Origin of the sequence: Ruminococcus sp. XPD3002 (assembly GCA_900119535.1) — a bacterium.
Lineage (GTDB): Bacteria > Bacillota > Clostridia > Oscillospirales > Ruminococcaceae > Ruminococcus > Ruminococcus flavefaciens_H.
On record FPJT01000008.1, the window covers coordinates 68,992 to 88,198 of the forward strand.

27 protein-coding genes are annotated in these 19,207 nt (G+C 52.6%); 26 read left to right on the plus strand and 1 reads right to left on the minus strand.

Going from position 1 to position 19,207, the window contains the following annotated elements:
* Positions 1-233: 233 nt before the first annotated feature.
* From BT127_RS08685 to BT127_RS08760, 17 genes are all read left to right on the plus strand, one after another.
* A complete protein-coding gene (locus BT127_RS08685) occupies positions 234-422 on the plus strand; it encodes a hypothetical protein (RefSeq protein ID WP_075424631.1) in 189 nt (62 codons plus the stop codon).
* 481 nt (positions 423-903) lie between these two features.
* The gene (locus BT127_RS08690; protein WP_075424632.1) at positions 904-1,470 is read left to right on the plus strand and encodes a hypothetical protein; all 567 of its coding nucleotides are present in this window, start codon (positions 904-906) and stop codon (positions 1,468-1,470) included.
* Positions 1,471-1,505: 35 nt separating this feature from the next.
* Positions 1,506-1,706, plus strand: a complete 201-nt coding sequence (locus BT127_RS08695; protein WP_075424633.1) for a hypothetical protein — start codon at positions 1,506-1,508, stop codon at positions 1,704-1,706.
* A gap of 20 nt (positions 1,707-1,726) precedes the next feature.
* A complete protein-coding gene (locus tag BT127_RS08700; RefSeq protein ID WP_139275480.1) occupies positions 1,727-2,068 on the plus strand; it encodes a hypothetical protein in 342 nt (113 codons plus the stop codon).
* Complete coding sequence (locus BT127_RS08705) at positions 2,068-3,192, plus strand: DUF2800 domain-containing protein (protein WP_075424634.1); 1,125 nt, start codon at positions 2,068-2,070, stop codon at positions 3,190-3,192. Before BT127_RS08700 ends, BT127_RS08705 begins: the two co-directional genes overlap by 1 nt.
* A complete protein-coding gene (locus BT127_RS08710) occupies positions 3,185-3,751 on the plus strand; it encodes a DUF2815 family protein (RefSeq protein ID WP_028520172.1) in 567 nt (188 codons plus the stop codon). The genes BT127_RS08705 and BT127_RS08710 overlap by 8 nt, the downstream gene beginning before the upstream one ends.
* Positions 3,752-3,937: 186 nt before the next feature.
* A complete protein-coding gene (locus BT127_RS08715; RefSeq protein ID WP_075424635.1) occupies positions 3,938-5,914 on the plus strand; it encodes a DNA polymerase in 1,977 nt (658 codons plus the stop codon).
* Positions 5,915-5,918: 4 nt separating this feature from the next.
* Positions 5,919-6,071, plus strand: coding sequence for a hypothetical protein (locus BT127_RS16805; protein ID WP_155250356.1), 153 nt, complete (start codon positions 5,919-5,921; stop codon positions 6,069-6,071).
* On the plus strand, positions 6,064-6,495 hold the full coding sequence (locus tag BT127_RS08720; RefSeq protein WP_075424636.1) for a DUF7768 domain-containing protein: 432 nt from the start codon (positions 6,064-6,066) through the stop codon (positions 6,493-6,495). The genes BT127_RS16805 and BT127_RS08720 overlap by 8 nt, the downstream gene beginning before the upstream one ends.
* The gene (locus tag BT127_RS08725; protein ID WP_075424637.1) at positions 6,486-8,729 is read left to right on the plus strand and encodes a phage/plasmid primase, P4 family; all 2,244 of its coding nucleotides are present in this window, start codon (positions 6,486-6,488) and stop codon (positions 8,727-8,729) included. The genes BT127_RS08720 and BT127_RS08725 overlap by 10 nt, the downstream gene beginning before the upstream one ends.
* Positions 8,730-8,846: 117 nt before the next feature.
* Positions 8,847-9,128: a VRR-NUC domain-containing protein gene (locus BT127_RS08730; RefSeq protein WP_075424638.1), complete on the plus strand. Its 282-nt coding sequence runs from the start codon at positions 8,847-8,849 to the stop codon at positions 9,126-9,128.
* Positions 9,109-10,443, plus strand: coding sequence for an SNF2-related protein (locus BT127_RS08735; protein ID WP_075424639.1), 1,335 nt, complete (start codon positions 9,109-9,111; stop codon positions 10,441-10,443). The genes BT127_RS08730 and BT127_RS08735 overlap by 20 nt, the downstream gene beginning before the upstream one ends.
* Positions 10,440-10,634 (plus strand): hypothetical protein, encoded by a 195-nt coding sequence (locus BT127_RS08740; protein WP_075424640.1) that lies wholly within the window; start codon positions 10,440-10,442, stop codon positions 10,632-10,634. Before BT127_RS08735 ends, BT127_RS08740 begins: the two co-directional genes overlap by 4 nt.
* On the plus strand, positions 10,631-11,047 hold the full coding sequence (locus tag BT127_RS08745; RefSeq protein ID WP_075424641.1) for a hypothetical protein: 417 nt from the start codon (positions 10,631-10,633) through the stop codon (positions 11,045-11,047). Before BT127_RS08740 ends, BT127_RS08745 begins: the two co-directional genes overlap by 4 nt.
* Positions 11,048-11,149: 102 nt before the next feature.
* A complete protein-coding gene (locus BT127_RS08750; RefSeq protein WP_075424642.1) occupies positions 11,150-11,500 on the plus strand; it encodes an HNH endonuclease in 351 nt (116 codons plus the stop codon).
* 218 nt (positions 11,501-11,718) lie between these two features.
* Positions 11,719-12,279: a terminase gene (locus BT127_RS08755; protein ID WP_075424643.1), complete on the plus strand. Its 561-nt coding sequence runs from the start codon at positions 11,719-11,721 to the stop codon at positions 12,277-12,279.
* A gap of 7 nt (positions 12,280-12,286) precedes the next feature.
* On the plus strand, positions 12,287-13,546 hold the full coding sequence (locus tag BT127_RS08760; protein ID WP_075424644.1) for a site-specific DNA-methyltransferase: 1,260 nt from the start codon (positions 12,287-12,289) through the stop codon (positions 13,544-13,546).
* A 32-nt stretch (positions 13,547-13,578) separates the two neighbouring features.
* Here the strand turns inward: BT127_RS08760 and BT127_RS08765 are convergent, their stop codons facing one another.
* Complete coding sequence (locus BT127_RS08765) at positions 13,579-14,073, minus strand: hypothetical protein (protein ID WP_075424645.1); 495 nt, start codon at positions 14,071-14,073, stop codon at positions 13,579-13,581.
* 227 nt (positions 14,074-14,300) lie between these two features.
* On the opposite strand from BT127_RS08765, the gene BT127_RS08770 reads away from it, so the two are divergent.
* The 9 genes from BT127_RS08770 to BT127_RS08810 all read left to right on the plus strand — a co-directional run bounded on the left by BT127_RS08770 (position 14,301) and on the right by BT127_RS08810 (position 19,194).
* The gene (locus BT127_RS08770; protein ID WP_075424646.1) at positions 14,301-14,966 is read left to right on the plus strand and encodes a hypothetical protein; all 666 of its coding nucleotides are present in this window, start codon (positions 14,301-14,303) and stop codon (positions 14,964-14,966) included.
* Positions 14,950-15,180: a DUF4314 domain-containing protein gene (locus BT127_RS08775; protein WP_024860235.1), complete on the plus strand. Its 231-nt coding sequence runs from the start codon at positions 14,950-14,952 to the stop codon at positions 15,178-15,180. The genes BT127_RS08770 and BT127_RS08775 overlap by 17 nt, the downstream gene beginning before the upstream one ends.
* A 223-nt stretch (positions 15,181-15,403) precedes the next feature.
* Positions 15,404-16,348: an amidoligase family protein gene (locus tag BT127_RS08780; RefSeq protein ID WP_024860234.1), complete on the plus strand. Its 945-nt coding sequence runs from the start codon at positions 15,404-15,406 to the stop codon at positions 16,346-16,348.
* A gap of 306 nt (positions 16,349-16,654) precedes the next feature.
* The gene (locus tag BT127_RS08785; protein ID WP_024860233.1) at positions 16,655-16,849 is read left to right on the plus strand and encodes a DUF6900 domain-containing protein; all 195 of its coding nucleotides are present in this window, start codon (positions 16,655-16,657) and stop codon (positions 16,847-16,849) included.
* Between the two features lie 78 nt (positions 16,850-16,927).
* A complete protein-coding gene (locus tag BT127_RS08790; protein ID WP_024860232.1) occupies positions 16,928-17,392 on the plus strand; it encodes a gamma-glutamylcyclotransferase family protein in 465 nt (154 codons plus the stop codon).
* Positions 17,389-17,592 (plus strand): zinc-ribbon domain-containing protein, encoded by a 204-nt coding sequence (locus tag BT127_RS08795; RefSeq protein WP_024860231.1) that lies wholly within the window; start codon positions 17,389-17,391, stop codon positions 17,590-17,592. Before BT127_RS08790 ends, BT127_RS08795 begins: the two co-directional genes overlap by 4 nt.
* A 243-nt stretch (positions 17,593-17,835) precedes the next feature.
* Positions 17,836-18,189, plus strand: a complete 354-nt coding sequence (locus tag BT127_RS08800) for a DUF3846 domain-containing protein (protein ID WP_075424647.1) — start codon at positions 17,836-17,838, stop codon at positions 18,187-18,189.
* Between the two features lie 158 nt (positions 18,190-18,347).
* Positions 18,348-18,692 (plus strand): hypothetical protein, encoded by a 345-nt coding sequence (locus BT127_RS08805; RefSeq protein WP_024860229.1) that lies wholly within the window; start codon positions 18,348-18,350, stop codon positions 18,690-18,692.
* Between the two features lie 262 nt (positions 18,693-18,954).
* Entirely contained in the window at positions 18,955-19,194 is a 240-nt protein-coding gene (locus BT127_RS08810) for a DUF7678 domain-containing protein (protein WP_075424648.1), read from the plus strand.
* The last annotated feature ends 13 nt before the right edge of the window (positions 19,195-19,207 follow it).

Consider the following 19,207-nt stretch of genomic DNA (forward strand, 5'->3'; position numbering starts at 1 on the left):
TAAACTTTATACTCTATTATAACACAAACCTCCACATTTTTCAAGTTGAAATTTGCAATTTCAACAAAAAACTTTGAGAAATCGAAGTTGACGTAATCTCCATTTTGGAGTACAAGCGAAATACAAGTCTCGTACAAGTCAAATACATTTTATTTGGTCGCTTTTTCAGTTAGAATGGAGGCAAGAACAGAACAGTCAAGTACTGTTTGCTATGAATACGGGAGGTCAACATCATGACAATCACTGAGAGAAAAACAATGGAAAATCAGGCTTTTATGCTGATAAGCCACATCAATACCCGCTATGAACCGGAAGTTAGCAGCTCTGTTATAACATTGCACGGCGGCACGCCGACCAGTGTCAGCTCGTGGGAGCTTGAAGCAATGCTGGACGATCTTCTCACTATCGAAAACGACCGATGATGGTTTCTGCGTTTTAGACAAAAGCTTATAGAAACATTCGTTCGCATCCATCAAAACAGAGATTTTATTTTGTAATATCAAAAAAGTTGCACGCAAACGTGCAACTTTTGGGCTTATAGGGGCTATTTATGGGAGGGTTTGTTGATTTGTGAATGTAAACTTTCAGTGAACATTTTTCAATAATCAACTGTTTTCCATTGTATGAACCCGTTTTTCAGCCCTATTATAGAAAACCTTTTATAGTAAGGGACAAGTTCATCCTCGCCGGGTGGCGGTCAAATAAATATTTTTAAGCCGGAGTGTGTACAGCTCAGGGCATAGGGATATTTCATACAGGACACCAGCATCGCTGGTGATCCGGTATCGAGATAGCCTTGCTTTGCTGTACCCATTTTTCGGTGACGCAGGAGCTGGCATCTCGCCGGTTCCTGTTTTTTTTATGCCCTTTTGCCCTTTCTGTATCCGGCGGAAAGGACAAGCTATGACAAATTTACCTTTCGAGAGAAAAAGCAAAGTCAACACAAGCAGCGACAACTATCTGGATGCCAACGGCAACTATGTGTACACACGCATGGTGCGACAGCCTAATGGGAAGTGGGAGCGTGAGGTTATTGACGTTGTTCCGCTTACCGCCGAGAACATGGAGTGTCTTATCGTTTTGGAGGAGAACGACCACGATGTCGATCTGGCAGAACGCTATGATGCCGAGAATGCCGACTACGGTTTCCTTGCTCAGAAGGAAGCAGACGAGGGTGATCCGTTCGACCGCATTGCAGTTCAGATGTTTGATGATTATGCTCCGGAGCATCCGGATATGGAAAAGGTTCTCGCATTCATCGAAACGCTCACACCTGCTCAGCAGGATTTGCTGTATGCCCACCTCGGTGAGAGAAAGTTCCTCGAAGATATCCGCAGAGAGGAAGAAGCAGCAACCGGAAAGAAAATCACCAAACAAGCGATGCACAATCGCTGGAATAAGATCATCACCAAAGCCTGTAAGTACTTCGGTGTGGAGAAGCCGAAGCAGAAGCATAAGCAAGAGGGTTGACTTTTTCGGCTTAGGGTGAAAGGCAGGTGAGATGCATGAAGCACAAGGTCAAGATCGCCGTCAGCAACGGCGGCACAAAAACACAGGTGCTGACCAGCGGCAGCATCAGGCTACCGATGAGACTTCTCCGCTGGCTGCTCGGCGACTTCTGCGAAATCCTTGTCCTGACACCCGGCAAGTCGGTGCAGGGCGTGGAAATACAGGAGGTCGTCGAGGAGGTTGACTTTTCCGGCTAACTATGAAAGGAGTGAAAATCATGGACAAAATGTTCGAGCTTATCAACTCTCTGAATGCGCTGACCAAAGCTGTCGTAGCGCTGACGGAGAAAATCACAAAGGAATATCTCGACACGTTCGAGACTATTTATGATCCCGCAACAGACGAGCCGCAAGTAGAAACACCGAAGGAACAGCCTGCACCGAAGAATGAAGAAGCGACCGTTACCTTCGTGCAGCTTCGCAGCCGTCTGTCCGAGATCAGCCGCAGCGGACATACACAGGAGGTCAAGGAGCTGATTGCCAAGTATGGCGCAGAAAAGCTCTCCGACCTTGCCGAAAGCGACTACGCTGCAGTGCTTGCAGAAGCGGAGGGATTGTGATGTCAGGACACGCACTTCTCTCTCCATCCAGTAGTGAGCGCTGGATTAACTGCCCGCCCAGCGCAAAGGAAAATGCGGGCGGCGATATCGGCAGCACCTATGCCCAACAAGGTACGGACGCACACGCCCTCTGCGAGTACAAGGTCAAGAAGGCACTCGGCTTCAAGGTTCGTGATCCCACCGACGATCTGGAATACTTCGACGAAGAAATGGCGGAATGTACCGATGCTTATTGCGAGTTCGTCATGGAGCAGGTGCAAGCGGCAAAGGAGACCTGCGCTGATCCGCTGGTTCTGGTCGAACAGCGCCTCGACTTCACACGTTGGGTGGCAGAGAGTTTCGGAACCGCCGACTGCATTGTTGTTGCCGACGGCGTTATGACTGTCATCGACTTCAAGTACGGGCTTGGCGTCCTCGTCGAAGCGGATGGAAACAGCCAGATGCGGATGTATGCGCTGGGCGCTCTTAATCTCTTTGAGTCGCTGTATGACATCAATACAGTCCGCATGATTATCTTCCAGCCCCGCCGCGATAACATCAGTACGGCAGAGGTCACAACCGAGGAGCTGCTTCGCTGGGCTGACGACGTCCTTATCCCTGCCGCAGCACTTGCAGCGAACGGTGATGGTGACTACAAGGCGGGCAAGCACTGTCAGTTCTGCAAGATCAAGGCGACCTGCCGGAAACGGGCAGAATATAATCTCCAGCTCGCGCAGTATGATTTCGCCGTTCCGGATACACTCGCAGACGACGAAATCAGCATGATACTCGACCGCGCAGATACCTTCATCGGTTGGATCAACGATATCAAGGACTACGCACTCGAACAGGCTATCAGCGGCAAATGCTATCCCGGCTTCAAGGTCGTGGAAGGACGCAGCAACCGCAGATACACAGACACCGATGCCGTTGCAGCAGCAGTTACCGAAGCAGGCTATGATCCCTTTGAGAAGAAGCTCATGGGCGTGACCGCAATGACTAAGCTGCTCGGCGCTAAAAAGTTCAACACCCTGCTCGGTTCTCTGATCGAGAAGCCGAAGGGCAAACCCACACTCGTACCAGAGTCGGACAAGCGTCCGGCATGGACAATTGATGATTTCAAGGAGGAAACTGAAAATGAGTAAAATGACAAATCCGTGCAAAGTGATCACCGGCAAGAATACACGCTTCAGCTATCTGATCGTGAACGAGCCGAAGGCAATCAACGGCGGCACTCCGAAGTACAGCGTGTCGCTTATCATCCCGAAGTCCGATACCGTTACCGTCGAGAAGATCAAGGCAGCAATCAAGGCTGCATACGACGAAGGTCAGTCCAAGCTCAAGGGCAACGGCAAGTCCGTCCCGGCACTGAAGGCAATCAAGACTCCGCTGCGTGACGGCGACGAGGAACGCCCCGACGATGAGGCATACGCAGGCTGCTATTTCATCAACGCCAACAGCGCTACCAAGCCCGGTGTTGTGGATGCCGACTGCCAGCCGATTCTCGATACCAGTGAACTGTATTCCGGTATTTACGGCAGAGCTTCCATCAACTTCTACGCTTTCAATACAAACGGCAACAAGGGCATCGCTTGTGGTCTCAACAATCTCCAGAAGCTCCGTGACGGTGAGCCTCTCGGCGGCAAGTCCCGTGCTGAGGATGATTTCAGCGACGACGATGACGACGACGATTTCCTTTCGTGAGGTGACGGCGTATGAGTACAGTATTCTCTCTCATTCTGTGTGTTTCCGGCAGTATCACAATGATCTGCTGGACGATTATGACGGTCAGTATTATGATTGACCACTTCAAGAACCGTAAGAAATAAGTAAATGTCGGGAGGGCGACTGGCGGTATGACCGTTCGGGTGGGTTTAAGGAAGTGCTACCATGAAAACTTTAGAAATTGATCTGGAGACTCGGAGTGACCGTGACATCACCAAGTGTGGTGTTTACGCTTACGTCGATTCTCCGTATTTTGCTATCACGCTGATGAGCGTGTCAGTGGATGATGGTGCAGTGCAGCTCTACGATCTGGCGAACGGTGACCATGTACCCGAAGCGATCCTCTCTGCACTCACCGATGAATCGGTCATCAAGCGGGCATTCAACGTGCAATTTGAACGTGTATGTCTCTCCAGATATCTGCGGGAGGAGTATCCGCAGATCTTCTGCAGTTACAGCATTGAAGCCGATACCGTCGGCGATTATCTGAGTCCGGTCGGCTGGCAGTGTACCATGATCCATTGCCGTACGCTCGGTCTGCCATCGACACTGGCTTCTGCAGGTGCTGCCCTGAAGCTGGAACAGCAGAAGATGCCGGAGGGCAAGGCGCTCATCAAGTATTTTTGTGTACCTTACGAAACGGTGAACGGTATTCCGAAGTTCCACACCCCTGCCGATGCACCAGATAAGTGGGAAACCTTCAAGGCATATAACAAACAGGACGTGGAGGCGGAGCTTGCCATTGACAAGCGCCTTTCTCGTTTCCCGGTACCGGATTTCATCTGGGAGCAATTTTATCTCGATCAGGAGATCAACGATCGCGGCATCCGTGTTGATATGGAACTGGTCGATGCTGCGCTGACGCTGGATGCACAGGCGAAGGCAACGCTGTCGGCGGAAATGCGCAGGCTTACCGGTATCGAGAACCCGAATTCCGTGTATCAGCTTCTGGAATGGCTCGACGAACAGGGATATAAGTCGGACTGTCTGGACAAGGCAGCCGTGAAGGAACTGCTCAAGACAGCGAAAGATCCGGTGAAGTCAGTGCTTGAGCTGCGGCTTATGCTGTCAAAGTCCAGCGTCAAGAAGTATCAGGCGATGCAGACGGCAGCCTGCTCAGATCACCGTGCGAGAGGAATGTTCAGCTTTTATGGCGCTTCCCGCACTGGACGCTGGGCAGGGCGCATTATTCAGTTACAGAACCTGCCGCAGAATCATATTCCTGACCTGACCGAAGCGAGAAATACCGTCAAGTACGGTTATTATGATGAGGTCGAGATGTTTTATGAGGATGTGCCTGATACGCTATCTCAGCTCATCCGAACCGCTTTTGTACCCAGACCGGGATATAAGTTTATTGTTGCCGATTTTAGCGCGATCGAAGCGCGAGTAATAGCTTGGATTGCCGGAGAGCAGTGGCGCATGGACGCTTTTGAAAACGGCGCGGACATATACTGCGCGTCAGCGTCAAAGATGTTCGGTGTACCGGTTGTGAAGCACGGCATCAACGGCGAACTGCGTCAGAAGGGCAAGGTCGCGGAGCTTGCCTGCGGTTACGGCGGAAGCGTGGGCGCGATGAAGGCGATGGGCGGCGATGCCCTGAACCTTTCCGATGCCGAGCTGAAGCAGATCGTGACCGACTGGCGGGATGCCTCGCCCAATATCGTCAAGCTCTGGTGGGCTGTCGATGATGCGGTCAAGAAAGCGATAAAGCAGAAAACCACCACAGAAACACACGGATTGCAGTTCAGCTATCAAAGCAAGATGCTTTTTTTTACGCTGCCTTCCGGTCGGAAGCTCTGCTACGCGCACCCGCAGATCGGTGAGAACCAGTTCGGCGGCGAGTCAGTCACCTATATGGGCGTGGGCGCATCGAAGAAGTGGGAACGTATCGAGAGCTACGGTCCGAAGTTTGTCGAGAATATCGTGCAGGCGGTCGCCCGTGATCTGCTCATGTTCTCTATGCAGACGCTGTCGCACTGTTTTATCGTCGGTCACATACACGATGAAATGATCATCGAGGCAGACCGCAGGATGTCACTTGATGAGGTCTGCCGACAGATGGAACGAACGCCTGCATGGGCGGAAGGTCTGCTCCTGCGGGCTGACGGATATGAATGCGAGTTTTACAGAAAGGACTGAGGATATGAAATACAGTATTGAATGGTTTTATGCGCTGGTCAGCGGCAAGCTGGTCAAGCCGGAGAACGTCTATGTGAAATGCCCCCGCTGTGGGAAGCTGTGCAACAAGGGCTGCGACAGGAAGCCATGCGGCAGAAACGAGGTCAAGCATGGTTGATTTCTATAACAGCGAGGGCTATGCCAGCCCGACGGAGTACGAGGCTTTTACGCATATTGAGAAGGAGGAGAAGGCTGCGGCAAAAGCTGCCGCCTTCCGTCCCGTCGTGTATATTTGTTCGCCTTACTCCGGAGATACTGAGAGGAATACTGCGAATGCCCGCCGATACAGCCGCTTTGCTGTTGACCGGCACTATCTGCCGATCACGCCCCATATATACTTCACGCAGTTTATGGACGACAATATCCCGGAGGAACGGGATACAGCCATTTTCATGAACTGGGTGCTGATGAGTAAGTGCGTAGAGCTGTGGGTGTTCGGCGAATACATCAGCTCTGGCATGAAGGTGGAGATCGAACGGGCAAAACGCAAACACATGAAAATCCGTTATTTCACGGAGGAATTGGAGGAAGTATGCAAGTAACAATTTATCAGGCTGACTGCTTGCATCAGTCGGCAAACTGCAACTACCCGCACAAGATGGTCGTCACATCAGATGCGGATATGGCAAAGGCGCAGAACCGCGACCATGTGTGCGCGGAGTATAAGAACGGATACCGCAGCAAGGATACCTTCGTCGTTTCGGATAATGCTCCGATGGACTGCGACAACGACCACAGCGACGATCCCGCTGACTGGATCACCCCGGAGAAGCTGGATGAGCTGCTCCCGGATGTCGCATATATCCTTGTTTTCAGCCGCAATCACATGAAGCCGAAGGGCGGAAAGACTGCCCGTCCCAGATTTCATGTATATTTCCCGATTCATGTGATCAGCGATGCCGATGCCTATGCTGCCCTGAAGCGCAAGATCTACGAGGCATATCAGTTCTTTGACGGGAACGCCCTCGACGCAGCCCGTTTCCTTTACGGCTCACCCGGCAGTGAGGTGCAGTGGCATGAAGGCAGTCTGATGATCGACGATTATCTCACCCTGAGTGCAAAGGCGGCAATCCCGCAAGGCAAACGCAATGCAACCATGTCGCATTATGCTGGCAGGATTCTCAAGCGCCTCGGTGCGACGGATAAGGCTCATCAGAAGTTTCTGGAAAAGGCACAGGAGTGTGAACCTCCTTTGGATCAGGAGGAGCTGGACAAAATCTGGACGAGTGCCTGCAAGTTCTACAAGAAGGTATCGTCCTCTCCGGATTATATACCGCCTGACGAATACACCGGCGATTCCCTGAAGCCGGACGATTATTCCGACATCGGAGAAGCCCGCACCTTTGCAGCGGTGTATGACGGCGAGGTCTGCTTTACGGAGGCGACCGGCTTCCTGCGCAACAATGAAATCTATTGGATGGAATCCCGCCAGCGTCCGATCGCAGCAATGATGGAACACACCGATGCACAGCTTGAGGAAGCAGGCGGTCTGATTGAAGCGGCTCTGGATAAACTGGAAGACCTCGGCGTTCCCCGTGGCGCTGCTATGGCAGGCGGCAAAAAGCTGCTGGAGGCTATGAACTCGGAGCAAGTTGCAGCATATAACGAGTATGTCTCTTCAAAGAACTATTATGCCTTCGTCATGAAGTGCCGCAATATGAAGGGACTGAAATCTGCAATGGAGGCGGCGATGCCGTTGCTGGAAAAACAGCCGGACGAGCTGGACAGCAATCCGTTCCTGCTGAATACACCGACCTTCACTTACAATCTGACTGAAGGGCTGACCGGAACGCAGGAGCATAACCCGGAGGATTACATCACGAAGGTAACCACAGTCTCTCCGGACGACACCGGCGCGGATATCTGGAAGGACACCCTTGACCTGATCTTCTGCGGAGACAAAGACCTGATTGATTATGTGCAGCGCATTGTCGGCATGGCGGTCATCGGCAAGGTGTATATCGAAGCTCTCATCATTGCTTATGGAGAGGGCAGAAACGGTAAGTCCACCTTCTGGAATGCAATCGCCCGTGTGCTGGGAAGCTATGCAGGCAATATGTCCGCCGACGCACTGACCGTCGGCTGTAAGCGTAATGTCAAACCGGAAATGGCGGAGCTGAAGGGCAAACGCCTGATTATCGCAGCCGAGCTTGAGGAAGGTATGCGTCTGAACACCAGCGTCATCAAGCAGCTCTGTTCTACCGATGCGGTGTATGCGGAGAAGAAATATAAGGCTCCGTTCAGTTTTATTCCCAGCCATACGCTGGTGCTGTATACCAACCACCTGCCGAAGGTAGGTGCCTCTGATGCCGGAACGTGGCGCAGACTGATCGTTATTCCGTTCGGTGCCAAAATAGAGGGCGACAGCGATATCAAGAACTTTGCCGATTATCTTGTTGACCATGCAGGCGGAGCGATCCTGTCTTGGATTATCGAAGGCTCCCGCAAGGTTATCGCAGAAGGCTTCAATATCAAGCCGCCGAAGGTGGTGCGTGATGCCGTTGCTGCATACCGTGAGGACAACGACTGGCTCGGAAGATTTCTGGACGAGAACTGCGTGATGGATTCATCATATCAGGAAAAGTCCGGTGATCTGTATAAGGCTTACCGCAGCTACTGCATCAATATGCATGAGTACACCCGTAGTACGGGAGATTTCTATGCTGCTTTGGAGCAGGCGGGCTATCACAAGCAGAAGACCAAGAACGGAATCATGATTTATGGGCTTATGCTGAAAAGTGATGATTTCGACGAAGATATGAGCTTTCTGGATTGAAAGGTGCAGGTGGTGAAGGTCATTTCTGTAAGTTATATATAGGATATTTTTTAGAAAAAATCATCTATATAAAGTTTATGTATAGACCTTCACCACCTGCACCAGAAAGGAATGAAAATGAGAGAAAAGACCGTAGAATCGAAGTTTACGAGTGCTGTCAAGGCAAAAGGCGGTCTGGCGGTCAAGTTCACATCTCCCGGATTTAACGGGATGCCCGATCGCTTGGTGATGTTCCCCGGCGGCAGAATTGCCTTTGTGGAGGTTAAAGCGCCCGGAGAGACACCACGTCCTTTGCAGCGGTCACGTCACCGGCTTTTGCGGAGGATGGGCTTCAAGGTGTATGTCCTTGAAAGTATCGACCAGATAGGAGGAATCATTGATGGAATACAAGCCCCATGAATATCAGAAATACGCAATCGACTTCATTGAGACGCACCCGCAGGCTGCTGTTCTCTTGGGATGCGGTTTAGGCAAGACGAGCATCACGCTGACAGCGCTGAACGACCTGATGTTCGACAGCTTTGTGGTTCGCAAGCCTCTCATCATTGCACCCATCCGTGTATGCAGGAACAGTTGGGCGGCGGAGCTGGCAAAGTGGGATCACCTCGACGGTATGACCTGCAGCCTGATACTTGGAACGAGGGAGCAGCGTCTTGCGGCTCTCCGGAATAAAGCTGACCTCTACATCATCAACCGCGAGAATGTACAGTGGCTTATCGAGGAAAGCGGGCTGCCGTTTGATTTTGATATGGTTGTCATTGATGAAATGTCCAGCTTCAAGAATCACCAGTCCAAGCGATTCAAGGCACTGCGGAAGGTGCGTCCCTTTGTGAAGCGCATCATCGGTCTGACCGGTACGCCCTGCAGCAACGGACTAATGGATCTGTGGGCGCAGTTCCGCCTGCTGGATAAAGGAGAACGCCTCGGCAAGCGCATTGGACAATATCGTGATGCCTACTTCAAGCCGGACTGGAACGGATACACCTATTCGCTTCTGCCGGGTGCAGATAAGGCGATCTACGCCAAGATCGCCGACATCAGCATCTCCATGAAAACAACCGACTACCTGCAGATGCCTGAACTGGTGTCTGTCTCTATACCGGTTATTCTTCAGGGCTTGGAATTGGAACAGTATCAGAAAATGGAGTCGGAAATGGTGCTGCCGTATGCGAACGATGAAATAACTGCGGCGAATGCAGCAGTGCTGTGCGGAAAGCTGGTGCAGCTTTCAAGCGGATGCATTTATACCGATAACGGCAATACGAAACTGATACACAACCGGAAGCTGGACGCACTGGAAGACCTGATCGAAGCGCAGAACGGAAAGCCGGTGCTGGTCGCATATTGGTATCAGCATGAGCGTGACCGCATCATGGCGAGATTTGATGCGAGAGATCTCCGGAGCGATCAGGATATTGCCGACTGGAATGCGGGCAAAATCCCAATCGCCTTGATACAGCCTTCCTCTGCAGGTCACGGTCTGAACCTGCAGGACGGCGGAAGCACTATCATTTGGTTTACGCTGCCGTGGTCGCTGGAACTGTATCAGCAGACCAATGCCCGTCTCTGGCGACAGGGACAGAGAGCAGAGTCTGTTGTTATCATACACCTGACTGCTGTTGGCACGATCGATGAAAATATCATGATGGCGCTGGAATGCAAAGACAAGACACAGGCGGCGATGATGAAAGCCGTGAAAGCGAGTATTAAATGAGTGAAGGATACAAATTACTGGCGGCAGCAATAATCAAGCAGTGTCTCTTGGATTACCGGGAGGCGCTGCTGTCACACGATATCATAACAACCCTTGAATGTGAACAGTTCCTGCGGTCGCAGTGGTTTGACTTCATGTCGGATATGAACGGCGAAAAGCTGATAAAAATGATGAGGGAGGAATTTGCATGAAAGAATACTGGGAACAGGCGGAACGACTCCGCCGACGCATCAATCGTAAGATACACGAAATCCACCTGCTGCGGCAGCGGGCAGAGGGCATGAACGGCAGCGGCATCAATGATATGCCGAGGACGGTATCGCCCGACCGCAGCAAGATGGAAGGTACCGTTTTCAAGATCATGGCGCTGGAACAGGATATTCAGGAAACGCAGGCGGAGTACGATGCGCTGATTGCCGGTATGGAAGCCCGCATTAATGCTGTGCAGGACAGCGATGCCCGTGACCTTCTTTCCAAACGCTATCTGGAGTTCAAGCCGTGGAGTGCCGTTGCTGCGGAGATGTTTATCAGCAAGCGCAAGGCTTATTATATCCACGCAAAAGCCCTTGAAAGTTTGCAGTACGATGCAGTCCAATTCACTTGAAAACACCGGTAATGTGTGATATAATGTATAATAGAAGAATATGTACAGAGCCGTTGTGGGTATCCGCAGCGGCTTTTGTTATGCCCGAAGGAGGTGTCGGCGATGCCGAGGAAGGCACTGAAACCGTGCAAGCATCCCGGCTGTCCGAGACTGACCGACGGTGCGTACTGCGACGAACACAAGCCCCTGCACCCTGAGCGTCCGTCAGCCGCCAAGCGTGGCTACGGCAGCAAGTGGCAGCGTGTCAGCAAGGCGTACCTGCGGAAGCACCCGCTGTGCGTGAAGTGTCTGGCGCAGGGAAAGTATGTGACCGCAACGGTCGTTGACCACATCGTTCCGCATCGTGGTGACCATTACCTGATGTGGAGTGATACGAACTGGCAGGCGCTGTGCAAGTCCTGTCACGACAAGAAAACCGGAACCGAGGACAGCAGACCGGAATACTCCTACTAATCTCAGGTTTCTCCTAAAATGATTTGCTTTTTAGGAGAATGGGGAGGGGCTGGGGGCTGCCCGGTGGGGGTATTGAAATCTCTACGGAGCAGCGAACACAAGACCGGCGCCCCCTCTCACGCGCAAAAAGTCCGGTTCAAACACCCGATTAACCCCCTCGAATATTTTACAAGCCGAAATCCGCGTGGTTTCGGCATTTTTTATAGGTAGGTGATGATATGGCAAAGGACGGTACAAACCGTGGCGGACGCAGAGTCCGTGCAGGCGACAAGCCGAAGCCTCTCGCCGAGAAAATTGCCGCAGGAGAGGATGCCGACATCATCGAATTCACCCCGACCACGCTGGAAGGTGCTGACCTTGATGATGCCGCTGACCTTGTCGGTGAGGATATGCCCTCGCCGAGTGAATACCTCTCGGCACGGCAGAAGGACGGCAAGCCCCTCGGCGCTGATGAAATCTACAAGGAAACATGGATATGGCTGAAGAATCGTGGCTGCGAAAAGCTGGTGAACAAGCGGCTGCTCGAAAGTTACTCGCTGGCGTTCGCTCGTTTTATCCAGTGTGAGGAAGCGCTCTCAACCTACGGTCTGCTCGGCAAGCACCCGACGACCGGCGGCGTGGTCGCATCTCCGTTCGCATCGCTCAGCCAGTCCTATCAGAAACAGGCAAATCTACTCTGGTACGAGATTTTCGATATCGTGAAGCAGAACTGTACAACCAAGTTCGACGGCTCTCCGCAGGACGATATGATGGAGCAGCTACTTCGCAGCAGGAAGTGAGGTACACATGAAAACAACGACAGACTTTCAGCTTGTCAGCATCGACAAGCTCATCCCGTATGTAAATAACGCCCGCACTCACTCGCCGGAGCAGATCAAGAAGCTGCGTTCCTCGCTGCGTGAGTTCGGTTTCGTCAATCCGGTCATCATTGACCGGGAGTACAATGTCATCGCAGGTCACGGCAGACTGATGGCGGCGAAGGAGGAAGGCATTACGGAAGTGCCGTGTGTCTATGTTGACCACCTGACCGACGCACAAAAGAAAGCCTACATCCTCGCGGATAACCGTATGGCGCTGGATGCAGGCTGGGATGAGGAGCTTCTCGCCGTGGAGATGCAGGAGCTGCAAGACCTCGGCTACGACCTCTCTATGACCGGCTTCGATGAAAAGGAACTGGCTGACTTGTTCTCCGACGGAACCGGAAGCGATGCGAAGGACGATGATTTTGACCTGACCGCAGCGCTGGAGAAGGCAGCGTTTGTGGAGCGCGGTGATGTGTGGATGGTCGGCAGGCATCGCCTCATGTGCGGTGATGCGACCAGTCCCGATGATGTAAATACACTTATGGGCGATACGAAAGCAAATCTCATTCTGACCGATCCGCCCTACGGTGTATCTTTCAAAAGCTCCAGCGGTCTGACCATTCAGAACGACAGCATGAAGAACGAGGAGTTCTACAACTTCCTGCTGGCGGCATTCCAGTGTATGGCGGCACACCTCGAAAAAGGCGGTGCGGCTTATGTGTTCCATGCAGACACCGAAGGGCTGAATTTCCGTCGTGCATTCGTCGATGCGGGATTCCACCTTGCAGGCTGCTGCATCTGGGTGAAGGACAGCCTTGTCCTCGGACGCTCCGATTACCAGTGGCAGCACGAGCCGGTGCTGTACGGCTTCATGCAGAACGGCAAGCACAAGTGGTATTCCGACCGCAAGCAGACGACCATCTGGAATTTCGACAAGCCGAAGCGCAATGCGAACCATCCGACCAGCAAGCCTCTCGACCTGCTCGGCTATCCCATTGGAAACTCCACGCAGGAGAACGCCGTGGTCATCGACACCTTCGGCGGCAGCGGCTCGACGCTCATGGCGTGTGAGCAGATGAACCGCATCTGCTACATGATGGAACTGGACGAAAAATACGCCTCCGTCATCCTCCGGCGCTATGTTGAAGACACCGGGAATGCCGAAGGCGTGTACGTAATTCGTGATGGACAGCAGATTCCTTATTCCGATCTGGTCAAAGAGGTGGAAACGAAGGAAGGCTGATGGTGTATTATTCGCGTAAATCAGAATTTATATTACTTCTTCGCAATAAAATTCATATATCCATTAATAGTATGAATTGCAAAAAATAATGCTGCTGAAAAAACCAATGGGTAATTTTGCTTCCACAATCCGAAACATAAATAGTAAAGCGGAACGACCGCAAATTGACTTATTACTATCACCCAACTGATTTGATGCCCGGTATAATATAACGTCCATCCGATAAAATTAATGAATATCATGACAAGGGTTGATACAAAAAATACTTTATCTCTTGTTGTTTCTATTGAGAAAAAGCCTACATCATCTCTAACAATCAGCATCAATAAAACCATTGAAAGCATACCAAACACGCCTTGTAGAATCTGGATGCATTTCAATTCATTTTGCATATTCATTATTGGATTTGATTCAGGTTTAACTAATGGCATTATTATATACGGGATTTCTTGTATCACGAATGCAATAATTCCAATAAAGGATATCCCTAAATAATAGTTCTTAAAAAGATGAGCAATTTTTATCATTATATAATTATCCTCTTTTAATTCATAAATTCCGATTTCTATTACTATGATTATACAGCACATCCGCCGATCTGTCAATATCCGGAAACGCTGTAATATGCACAAATCGGCGCAAATCCGCCCCGCACATATTCTCCGTTTTACAGTCTTGCTATCTATGCGATTCAGAGTTAATATGTGACTACAATCAAAACCGCAGCAAGCGGTGAAAAACAGGAGGTCACATCATGAATATCAAGTTCAATATTGAAAAGAGCCAGCGCAAGGGACTGGCACAGAAGATCGGCGAGCTTGCAGACATGGATGTCCGCTACTGCGGCGTTCCGAGCTGCGCCTACGAGATCGGGTTCTTCACCCTGAGCAAGGATGCTGTGCTTTCCTTCGCAGACCGCATGGACACTGAGGTCATCAAGAGAGTGCTGGACGGACTCAACAAGGCAGGCTACACTTCCGAGGACGAGCCGGAAGCCCTGACGATTTCGATGCCGAGGGATTTCTTCACGGAGCAGTCGATGAACAATCTGCTCCAGCTCATCGCCAACAAGGAAACGCTCCTGAAACACGCGCTGAACACGGAGAGCCTTGCGGTCAACAAGTGCGAGGAAACGGTTGAGTTCCCGTGGTTCACGGTCGAGAAGGACGGCGACGGCGATGCCTACACTCGCTTCATTACCGCCCTTTGTGAGTTCGCAAAGAACCTCAAGCGCGTGGTCAACAAGCCGGACACCAGTGACAACGAGAAGTACGCATTCCGCTGCTTCCTCCTGCGCCTCGGCATGATTGGCGAAGAGTACAAGCCGGTGCGCAAGGTTCTGCTCCGCAACCTGACCGGAAGCTCCGCCTTCCGTCACGGCAAGCCCGAAGGAGGTGCTGACGATGCGGTTTCCGAATGATGCTGAACTGAAAGCCCTACGGGAGCGCTATCCCGCAGGCACTCGCATCCGCCTGATTCGCATGGCGGACGACATCGCGCCAGTGCCGCCCGGTACAACCGGAACAGTTGCAATCATCGACGATGCAGGCAACATTCATATGAAGTGGGACAACGGCAGAAGCCTTGCGCTGATCGAAGGCGCAGATGAGTTCGAGGTCATCTCCGGCGGCTGATTTTACAGCCTCCGGGGGCTTCCGGAAATGTGACGACCTATTCCATCGTACCCCATATTACCACACTATTGCAAGTAAGTCAAGGGTGTATACTACACAATCATCAAGGCTGTATTTCCTCGATATTCTGTGGTTTTAGCGGCTTGATATATCCTCGGTTTAGAGTTAATATGTGACTACCGAAAGGGAAAACACACCAAAAACCAAACAGGAGGATACCACCATGAACGCAAAGACACAGGCACAGATCAACAGAATGAAGGAGCAGACGATCGGGGTTGAGGTTGAGATGAACAACATCACCCGCAAGGCTGCCGCAAAGCTCGCCGCCGAGTTCTTCGGCACAAACCGCAGCGAGTACACCGCACACCGCAACGGCTACGAAACCTACAGCGCCTGGGACGCACAGGGACGCGAGTGGAAATTCCAGCGCGACTGCAGCATCAGCGGACCGGACAGCGAAAAGTGCGAACTGGTCACACCGATCCTGCACTACGAGGACATCGAAACCCTGCAGGAGCTGATCAGACGCCTTCGCAAGGCGGGCGCAAAGAGCGACTACACCAGAGGCTGCGGAGTTCACATTCACATCGGCGCAGCGGGACACACACCGCAGAGCCTGCGAAACCTCGCAAACCTGATGGCAAGCCACGAAACGCTGATCGCCGAAGCAATCAAGGTTGACAGCAGCCGTATGAACCGCTACTGCAGAACGGTAAACCCGAATTTCCTGCAGCAGCTCAACAAGAAGAAGCCCACCACGATGGCGCAGCTTGCAGACATCTGGTACGGCGCACAGGGATGCGACTACGGCAGAACCCACCACTACAACGACAGCCGCTACCATATGCTGAACCTCCACGCCACCTTCACAAAGGGCACGATTGAATTCCGCCTTTTCCAGTTCGACAAGCCCGCAAACGGAAAGCAGAACGGGCTTCATGCAGGCAAGCTCAAGAGCTACATTCAGCTTTGCCTTGCAATGAGCCAGATGGCAAAAGACCTGCGCAGCGCAAGCCCGAAGGAACAGCAGAAGGAAAACAAAAAGTTCGCGATGCGGACTTGGCTGATGAGAATGGGCTTCATTGGCGACGAGTTCGCCACCGCAAGAGAAACCCTGACGCAGAACCTTACCGGCGATAACGCCTTCCGATTCGGCAGACCTTGAGCCTGCCGAGCCGCCGACCGCCCACCACGGGCGGTTTGGCGGAATCCGGAAAAGCCGCACACAGCGCCCACGTTGCCCCGTGTGGGGCGGGACGGGTATCCTCCAAGTAACTGCCCCTTTCGGTGAAAGCCCGCACACGGGCGCACACGGCGCAAACAGCGGCAAGGCATATTCTACACAAAGAACGGCACATTTTCCCCAGCGATGTTTTGTACATTTAGCGGCTTGCTATTATCCCCGAAAAGAGTTAATATGTGACTACCGGAACGGAAAACGACCGGAAAACAAAACACGGAGGAACGAGCAATGAGCAACATCGAATGGGGAACGGAAACCGACAAGAAGCTGGAGCAGATCGCAATGAAAGCGGACTACGCACTGGAACAGCGCGGCGGGCTGGACACACGCTGGAACGACACCGAGGACTTCCCGGAGGTGAGCGTCTGGGGCATCCGAGAGATGCTCCGCAAGGCATACGAACTGGGCAAGGCGGAAAAGTAACCGCCGCCTTTCCCCACCTGCCGCCTACGGGCGGCTCAGGGTGGTAGAAGGAGACTTCCTTCGGAAAGGACGATTGACATGGAAAAAAAGTACTACCTTGCCTACGGCTCTAACCTGAACATCCGCCAGATGCGGTACCGCTGCCCGACCGCAAAGCCCATCGGCATCACGGTGATTCCCGACTACGAGTTGCTTTACAAGGGCAGCAAGACCGGCGCGTACCTGACCATCGAACCGAAGAAGAACGGCATCGTTCCGATCGCGGTCTGGGAGGTCACCGCAGCCGACGAGAAGCGGCTGGATGCCTACGAGGGCTACCCGACCTTCTACTACAAGAAGGAAGTCCGCCTGCCGGTGAAGCTGGCAAGCGGCAAGACCAAGAAGCTGACCGCCTTCGTGTACATCATGCATGAGGAGCGCAGCCTCGGAATTCCGTCGCTTGCCTACATCCGCACCTGCGAGGAAGGCTACCGGAACTTCGGCTTCGACACCAAGTTCCTCGATGCTGCCTACGAGACCAGCGCAAAGGAGGTACAGCGATGAAAGACCGCAACAACGAGCCGCGCATCTGCCCGAAATGCGGGCAGGCGTACACCGCCAGACCAGCCCTTTCCCGCGTGGATAACAGCCCAATCTGCCCCGACTGCGGAACGCGTGAGGCGCTTGAAAGCATCGGCGTCGGACGCGAGGAACAGGACAAGATTCTCGGCATCATCCACGAGAAGTACGAAGGCGAAGAATAAGGCGCACAGAGCTGCCACGTTGCAACGTGTGGCGCGGGACGGATATCCTCCAAACGGTATCCCTTTCGGTAACCCGCCCCACACAGGGCGCGTGTGCGGCTCTTGTGCGATGTACAATTCAGCGGCATTTCCGCCGCGATGTTTGTCACATTTATTTTGCCGATTATGCTTGATATATCCTCGGTTCAGAGTTAATATGTCACTACCGCAAGAGAAGCGGAATAAACACAAAGGAGCATTCACATGAACATTTTAGTTGTTGAACCGGGCAAGCGCCCCTACTCAAAGGAGATCAGCGGCGAGCTTGAAAGCCTGCAGCAGACAGTCGGCGGGTACATTCAGGCGATTTACCCCTTCGATGATCCGGTCGCACTGGTGTGCGAGGAGGAAGCCCTCTACCACCCGGAGCAGAAGTGGAACCGCCCGATCAAGGGCTACGGCGTCATCAAGGGGACATTCTTCCTTTGCGGCTTGGGCGAGGATGACTTCACCGACCTGCCGCAGGAGCTGACCGAAAAGTACACGGAGTTCTTCCGGCAGGCATACGATTTCGTGCTGGTCGGCAACATTCTGATGCCAATTCCCCTCGGCGAATAACCGAAAAGCGGCGGGTGTAATATACACAACACCCGCCGCACATTTTCCCCGTATCTTCTGTAGTTTTAGCGGCTTGATATAATGTGCTTTCAGAGTTAATATGTACACAACGGAAGGGCAAAGCCCGCCGGAAACTACGAAACACGGAGGAAAAAACAATGATCAGCTACGGAATGGCAAAGGCAAGAGCAATGGCAGGCAGAGACGACTGGAACGAGCGCGAGGCGATCAAAAGCGCCACGATCCTTTGGTACGACACCGAAGAGGAAGGCTACGAACTGGAGATCGAGAACGAGGACGACCTCAACGCAGAGGACTTCAGGGCTTGGGTTGAAGAAAACGCCGACAGCCTTGCGCAGGAAGACGCAGCCGCAAACGGCACGACCTTCGAGGGCATCGAGGAGATCGAGTACGAAACCGAATGGATTGACGACGATGCCCTTTTTGACGAAGACTACGCAGCCGCCTGCGAAAGCGAATGGGAATGGATGACCGGCAGATAAGCCGGTCGCCCCACCGGGGCGGCATAGCGCCGCCCTGTGCGCGGGCAGCAGGTTCCGCGCAAACGGATGCCATGCCAGAACAAGCCCCACACAGCGCATTTACGCGGCTCCTGTGGGCGGGCGTAAAGTACACAAACAAGCGGAAAATACCGCAGCGATCATTGTTATTACTCACACTTGATATATCCGCCGTTTAGAGTTAATATGTGTACAACGGAAGGGCAAAGCCCACCGGAAACTACGAAAAACGGAGGAAAACATTATGTGGCACGAAGGTACGATTGGAGTTCCGAAGGGCGACGGAAAGTACACGGTCGTTCATTACTGGGTGAAAGCCTACGACGAGGGCAGCCAGTACGGGATCGACGGCGGCAAGATCAGCAAGGCGACGCTGAAGATCAACGGCGAGGTTGTTTACAACTACGACCGGGGGCTGGATGTCCCGCCGCAGAACGAGGCAGCGGAAACCGCGCTGGCGATCCTGATGCACGAATACAACTAAAAACACGAAGGCG

Excerpts from the sequence above, each read along its gene's own strand:
- BT127_RS08695 (WP_075424633.1), top strand. The coding sequence starts at position 1,506 with ATGAAGCACAAGGTCAAGATCGCCGTCAGCAACGGCGGCACAAAAACA.
- BT127_RS08685 (WP_075424631.1), top strand. The coding sequence starts at position 234 with ATGACAATCACTGAGAGAAAAACAATGGAAAATCAGGCTTTTATGCTG.
- BT127_RS08785 (WP_024860233.1), top strand. The coding sequence starts at position 16,655 with ATGAGCAACATCGAATGGGGAACGGAAACCGACAAGAAGCTGGAGCAG.
- BT127_RS08800 (WP_075424647.1), top strand. The coding sequence starts at position 17,836 with ATGAACATTTTAGTTGTTGAACCGGGCAAGCGCCCCTACTCAAAGGAG.
- BT127_RS08810 (WP_075424648.1), top strand. The coding sequence starts at position 18,955 with ATGTGGCACGAAGGTACGATTGGAGTTCCGAAGGGCGACGGAAAGTAC.
- BT127_RS08700 (WP_139275480.1), top strand. The coding sequence starts at position 1,727 with ATGGACAAAATGTTCGAGCTTATCAACTCTCTGAATGCGCTGACCAAA.
- BT127_RS08755 (WP_075424643.1), top strand. The coding sequence starts at position 11,719 with ATGGCAAAGGACGGTACAAACCGTGGCGGACGCAGAGTCCGTGCAGGC.
- BT127_RS08705 (WP_075424634.1), top strand. The coding sequence starts at position 2,068 with ATGTCAGGACACGCACTTCTCTCTCCATCCAGTAGTGAGCGCTGGATT.
- BT127_RS08710 (WP_028520172.1), top strand. The coding sequence starts at position 3,185 with ATGAGTAAAATGACAAATCCGTGCAAAGTGATCACCGGCAAGAATACA.
- BT127_RS16805 (WP_155250356.1), top strand. The coding sequence starts at position 5,919 with ATGAAATACAGTATTGAATGGTTTTATGCGCTGGTCAGCGGCAAGCTG.
- BT127_RS08725 (WP_075424637.1), top strand. The coding sequence starts at position 6,486 with ATGCAAGTAACAATTTATCAGGCTGACTGCTTGCATCAGTCGGCAAAC.
- BT127_RS08715 (WP_075424635.1), top strand. The coding sequence starts at position 3,938 with ATGAAAACTTTAGAAATTGATCTGGAGACTCGGAGTGACCGTGACATC.
- BT127_RS08770 (WP_075424646.1), top strand. The coding sequence starts at position 14,301 with ATGAATATCAAGTTCAATATTGAAAAGAGCCAGCGCAAGGGACTGGCA.
- BT127_RS08750 (WP_075424642.1), top strand. The coding sequence starts at position 11,150 with ATGCCGAGGAAGGCACTGAAACCGTGCAAGCATCCCGGCTGTCCGAGA.
- BT127_RS08730 (WP_075424638.1), top strand. The coding sequence starts at position 8,847 with ATGAGAGAAAAGACCGTAGAATCGAAGTTTACGAGTGCTGTCAAGGCA.
- BT127_RS08760 (WP_075424644.1), top strand. The coding sequence starts at position 12,287 with ATGAAAACAACGACAGACTTTCAGCTTGTCAGCATCGACAAGCTCATC.
- BT127_RS08720 (WP_075424636.1), top strand. The coding sequence starts at position 6,064 with ATGGTTGATTTCTATAACAGCGAGGGCTATGCCAGCCCGACGGAGTAC.
- BT127_RS08775 (WP_024860235.1), top strand. The coding sequence starts at position 14,950 with ATGCGGTTTCCGAATGATGCTGAACTGAAAGCCCTACGGGAGCGCTAT.
- BT127_RS08780 (WP_024860234.1), top strand. The coding sequence starts at position 15,404 with ATGAACGCAAAGACACAGGCACAGATCAACAGAATGAAGGAGCAGACG.
- BT127_RS08765 (WP_075424645.1), bottom strand. The coding sequence starts at position 14,073 with ATGATAAAAATTGCTCATCTTTTTAAGAACTATTATTTAGGGATATCC.
- BT127_RS08805 (WP_024860229.1), top strand. The coding sequence starts at position 18,348 with ATGATCAGCTACGGAATGGCAAAGGCAAGAGCAATGGCAGGCAGAGAC.
- BT127_RS08740 (WP_075424640.1), top strand. The coding sequence starts at position 10,440 with ATGAGTGAAGGATACAAATTACTGGCGGCAGCAATAATCAAGCAGTGT.
- BT127_RS08745 (WP_075424641.1), top strand. The coding sequence starts at position 10,631 with ATGAAAGAATACTGGGAACAGGCGGAACGACTCCGCCGACGCATCAAT.
- BT127_RS08690 (WP_075424632.1), top strand. The coding sequence starts at position 904 with ATGACAAATTTACCTTTCGAGAGAAAAAGCAAAGTCAACACAAGCAGC.
- BT127_RS08735 (WP_075424639.1), top strand. The coding sequence starts at position 9,109 with ATGGAATACAAGCCCCATGAATATCAGAAATACGCAATCGACTTCATT.
- BT127_RS08795 (WP_024860231.1), top strand. The coding sequence starts at position 17,389 with ATGAAAGACCGCAACAACGAGCCGCGCATCTGCCCGAAATGCGGGCAG.
- BT127_RS08790 (WP_024860232.1), top strand. The coding sequence starts at position 16,928 with ATGGAAAAAAAGTACTACCTTGCCTACGGCTCTAACCTGAACATCCGC.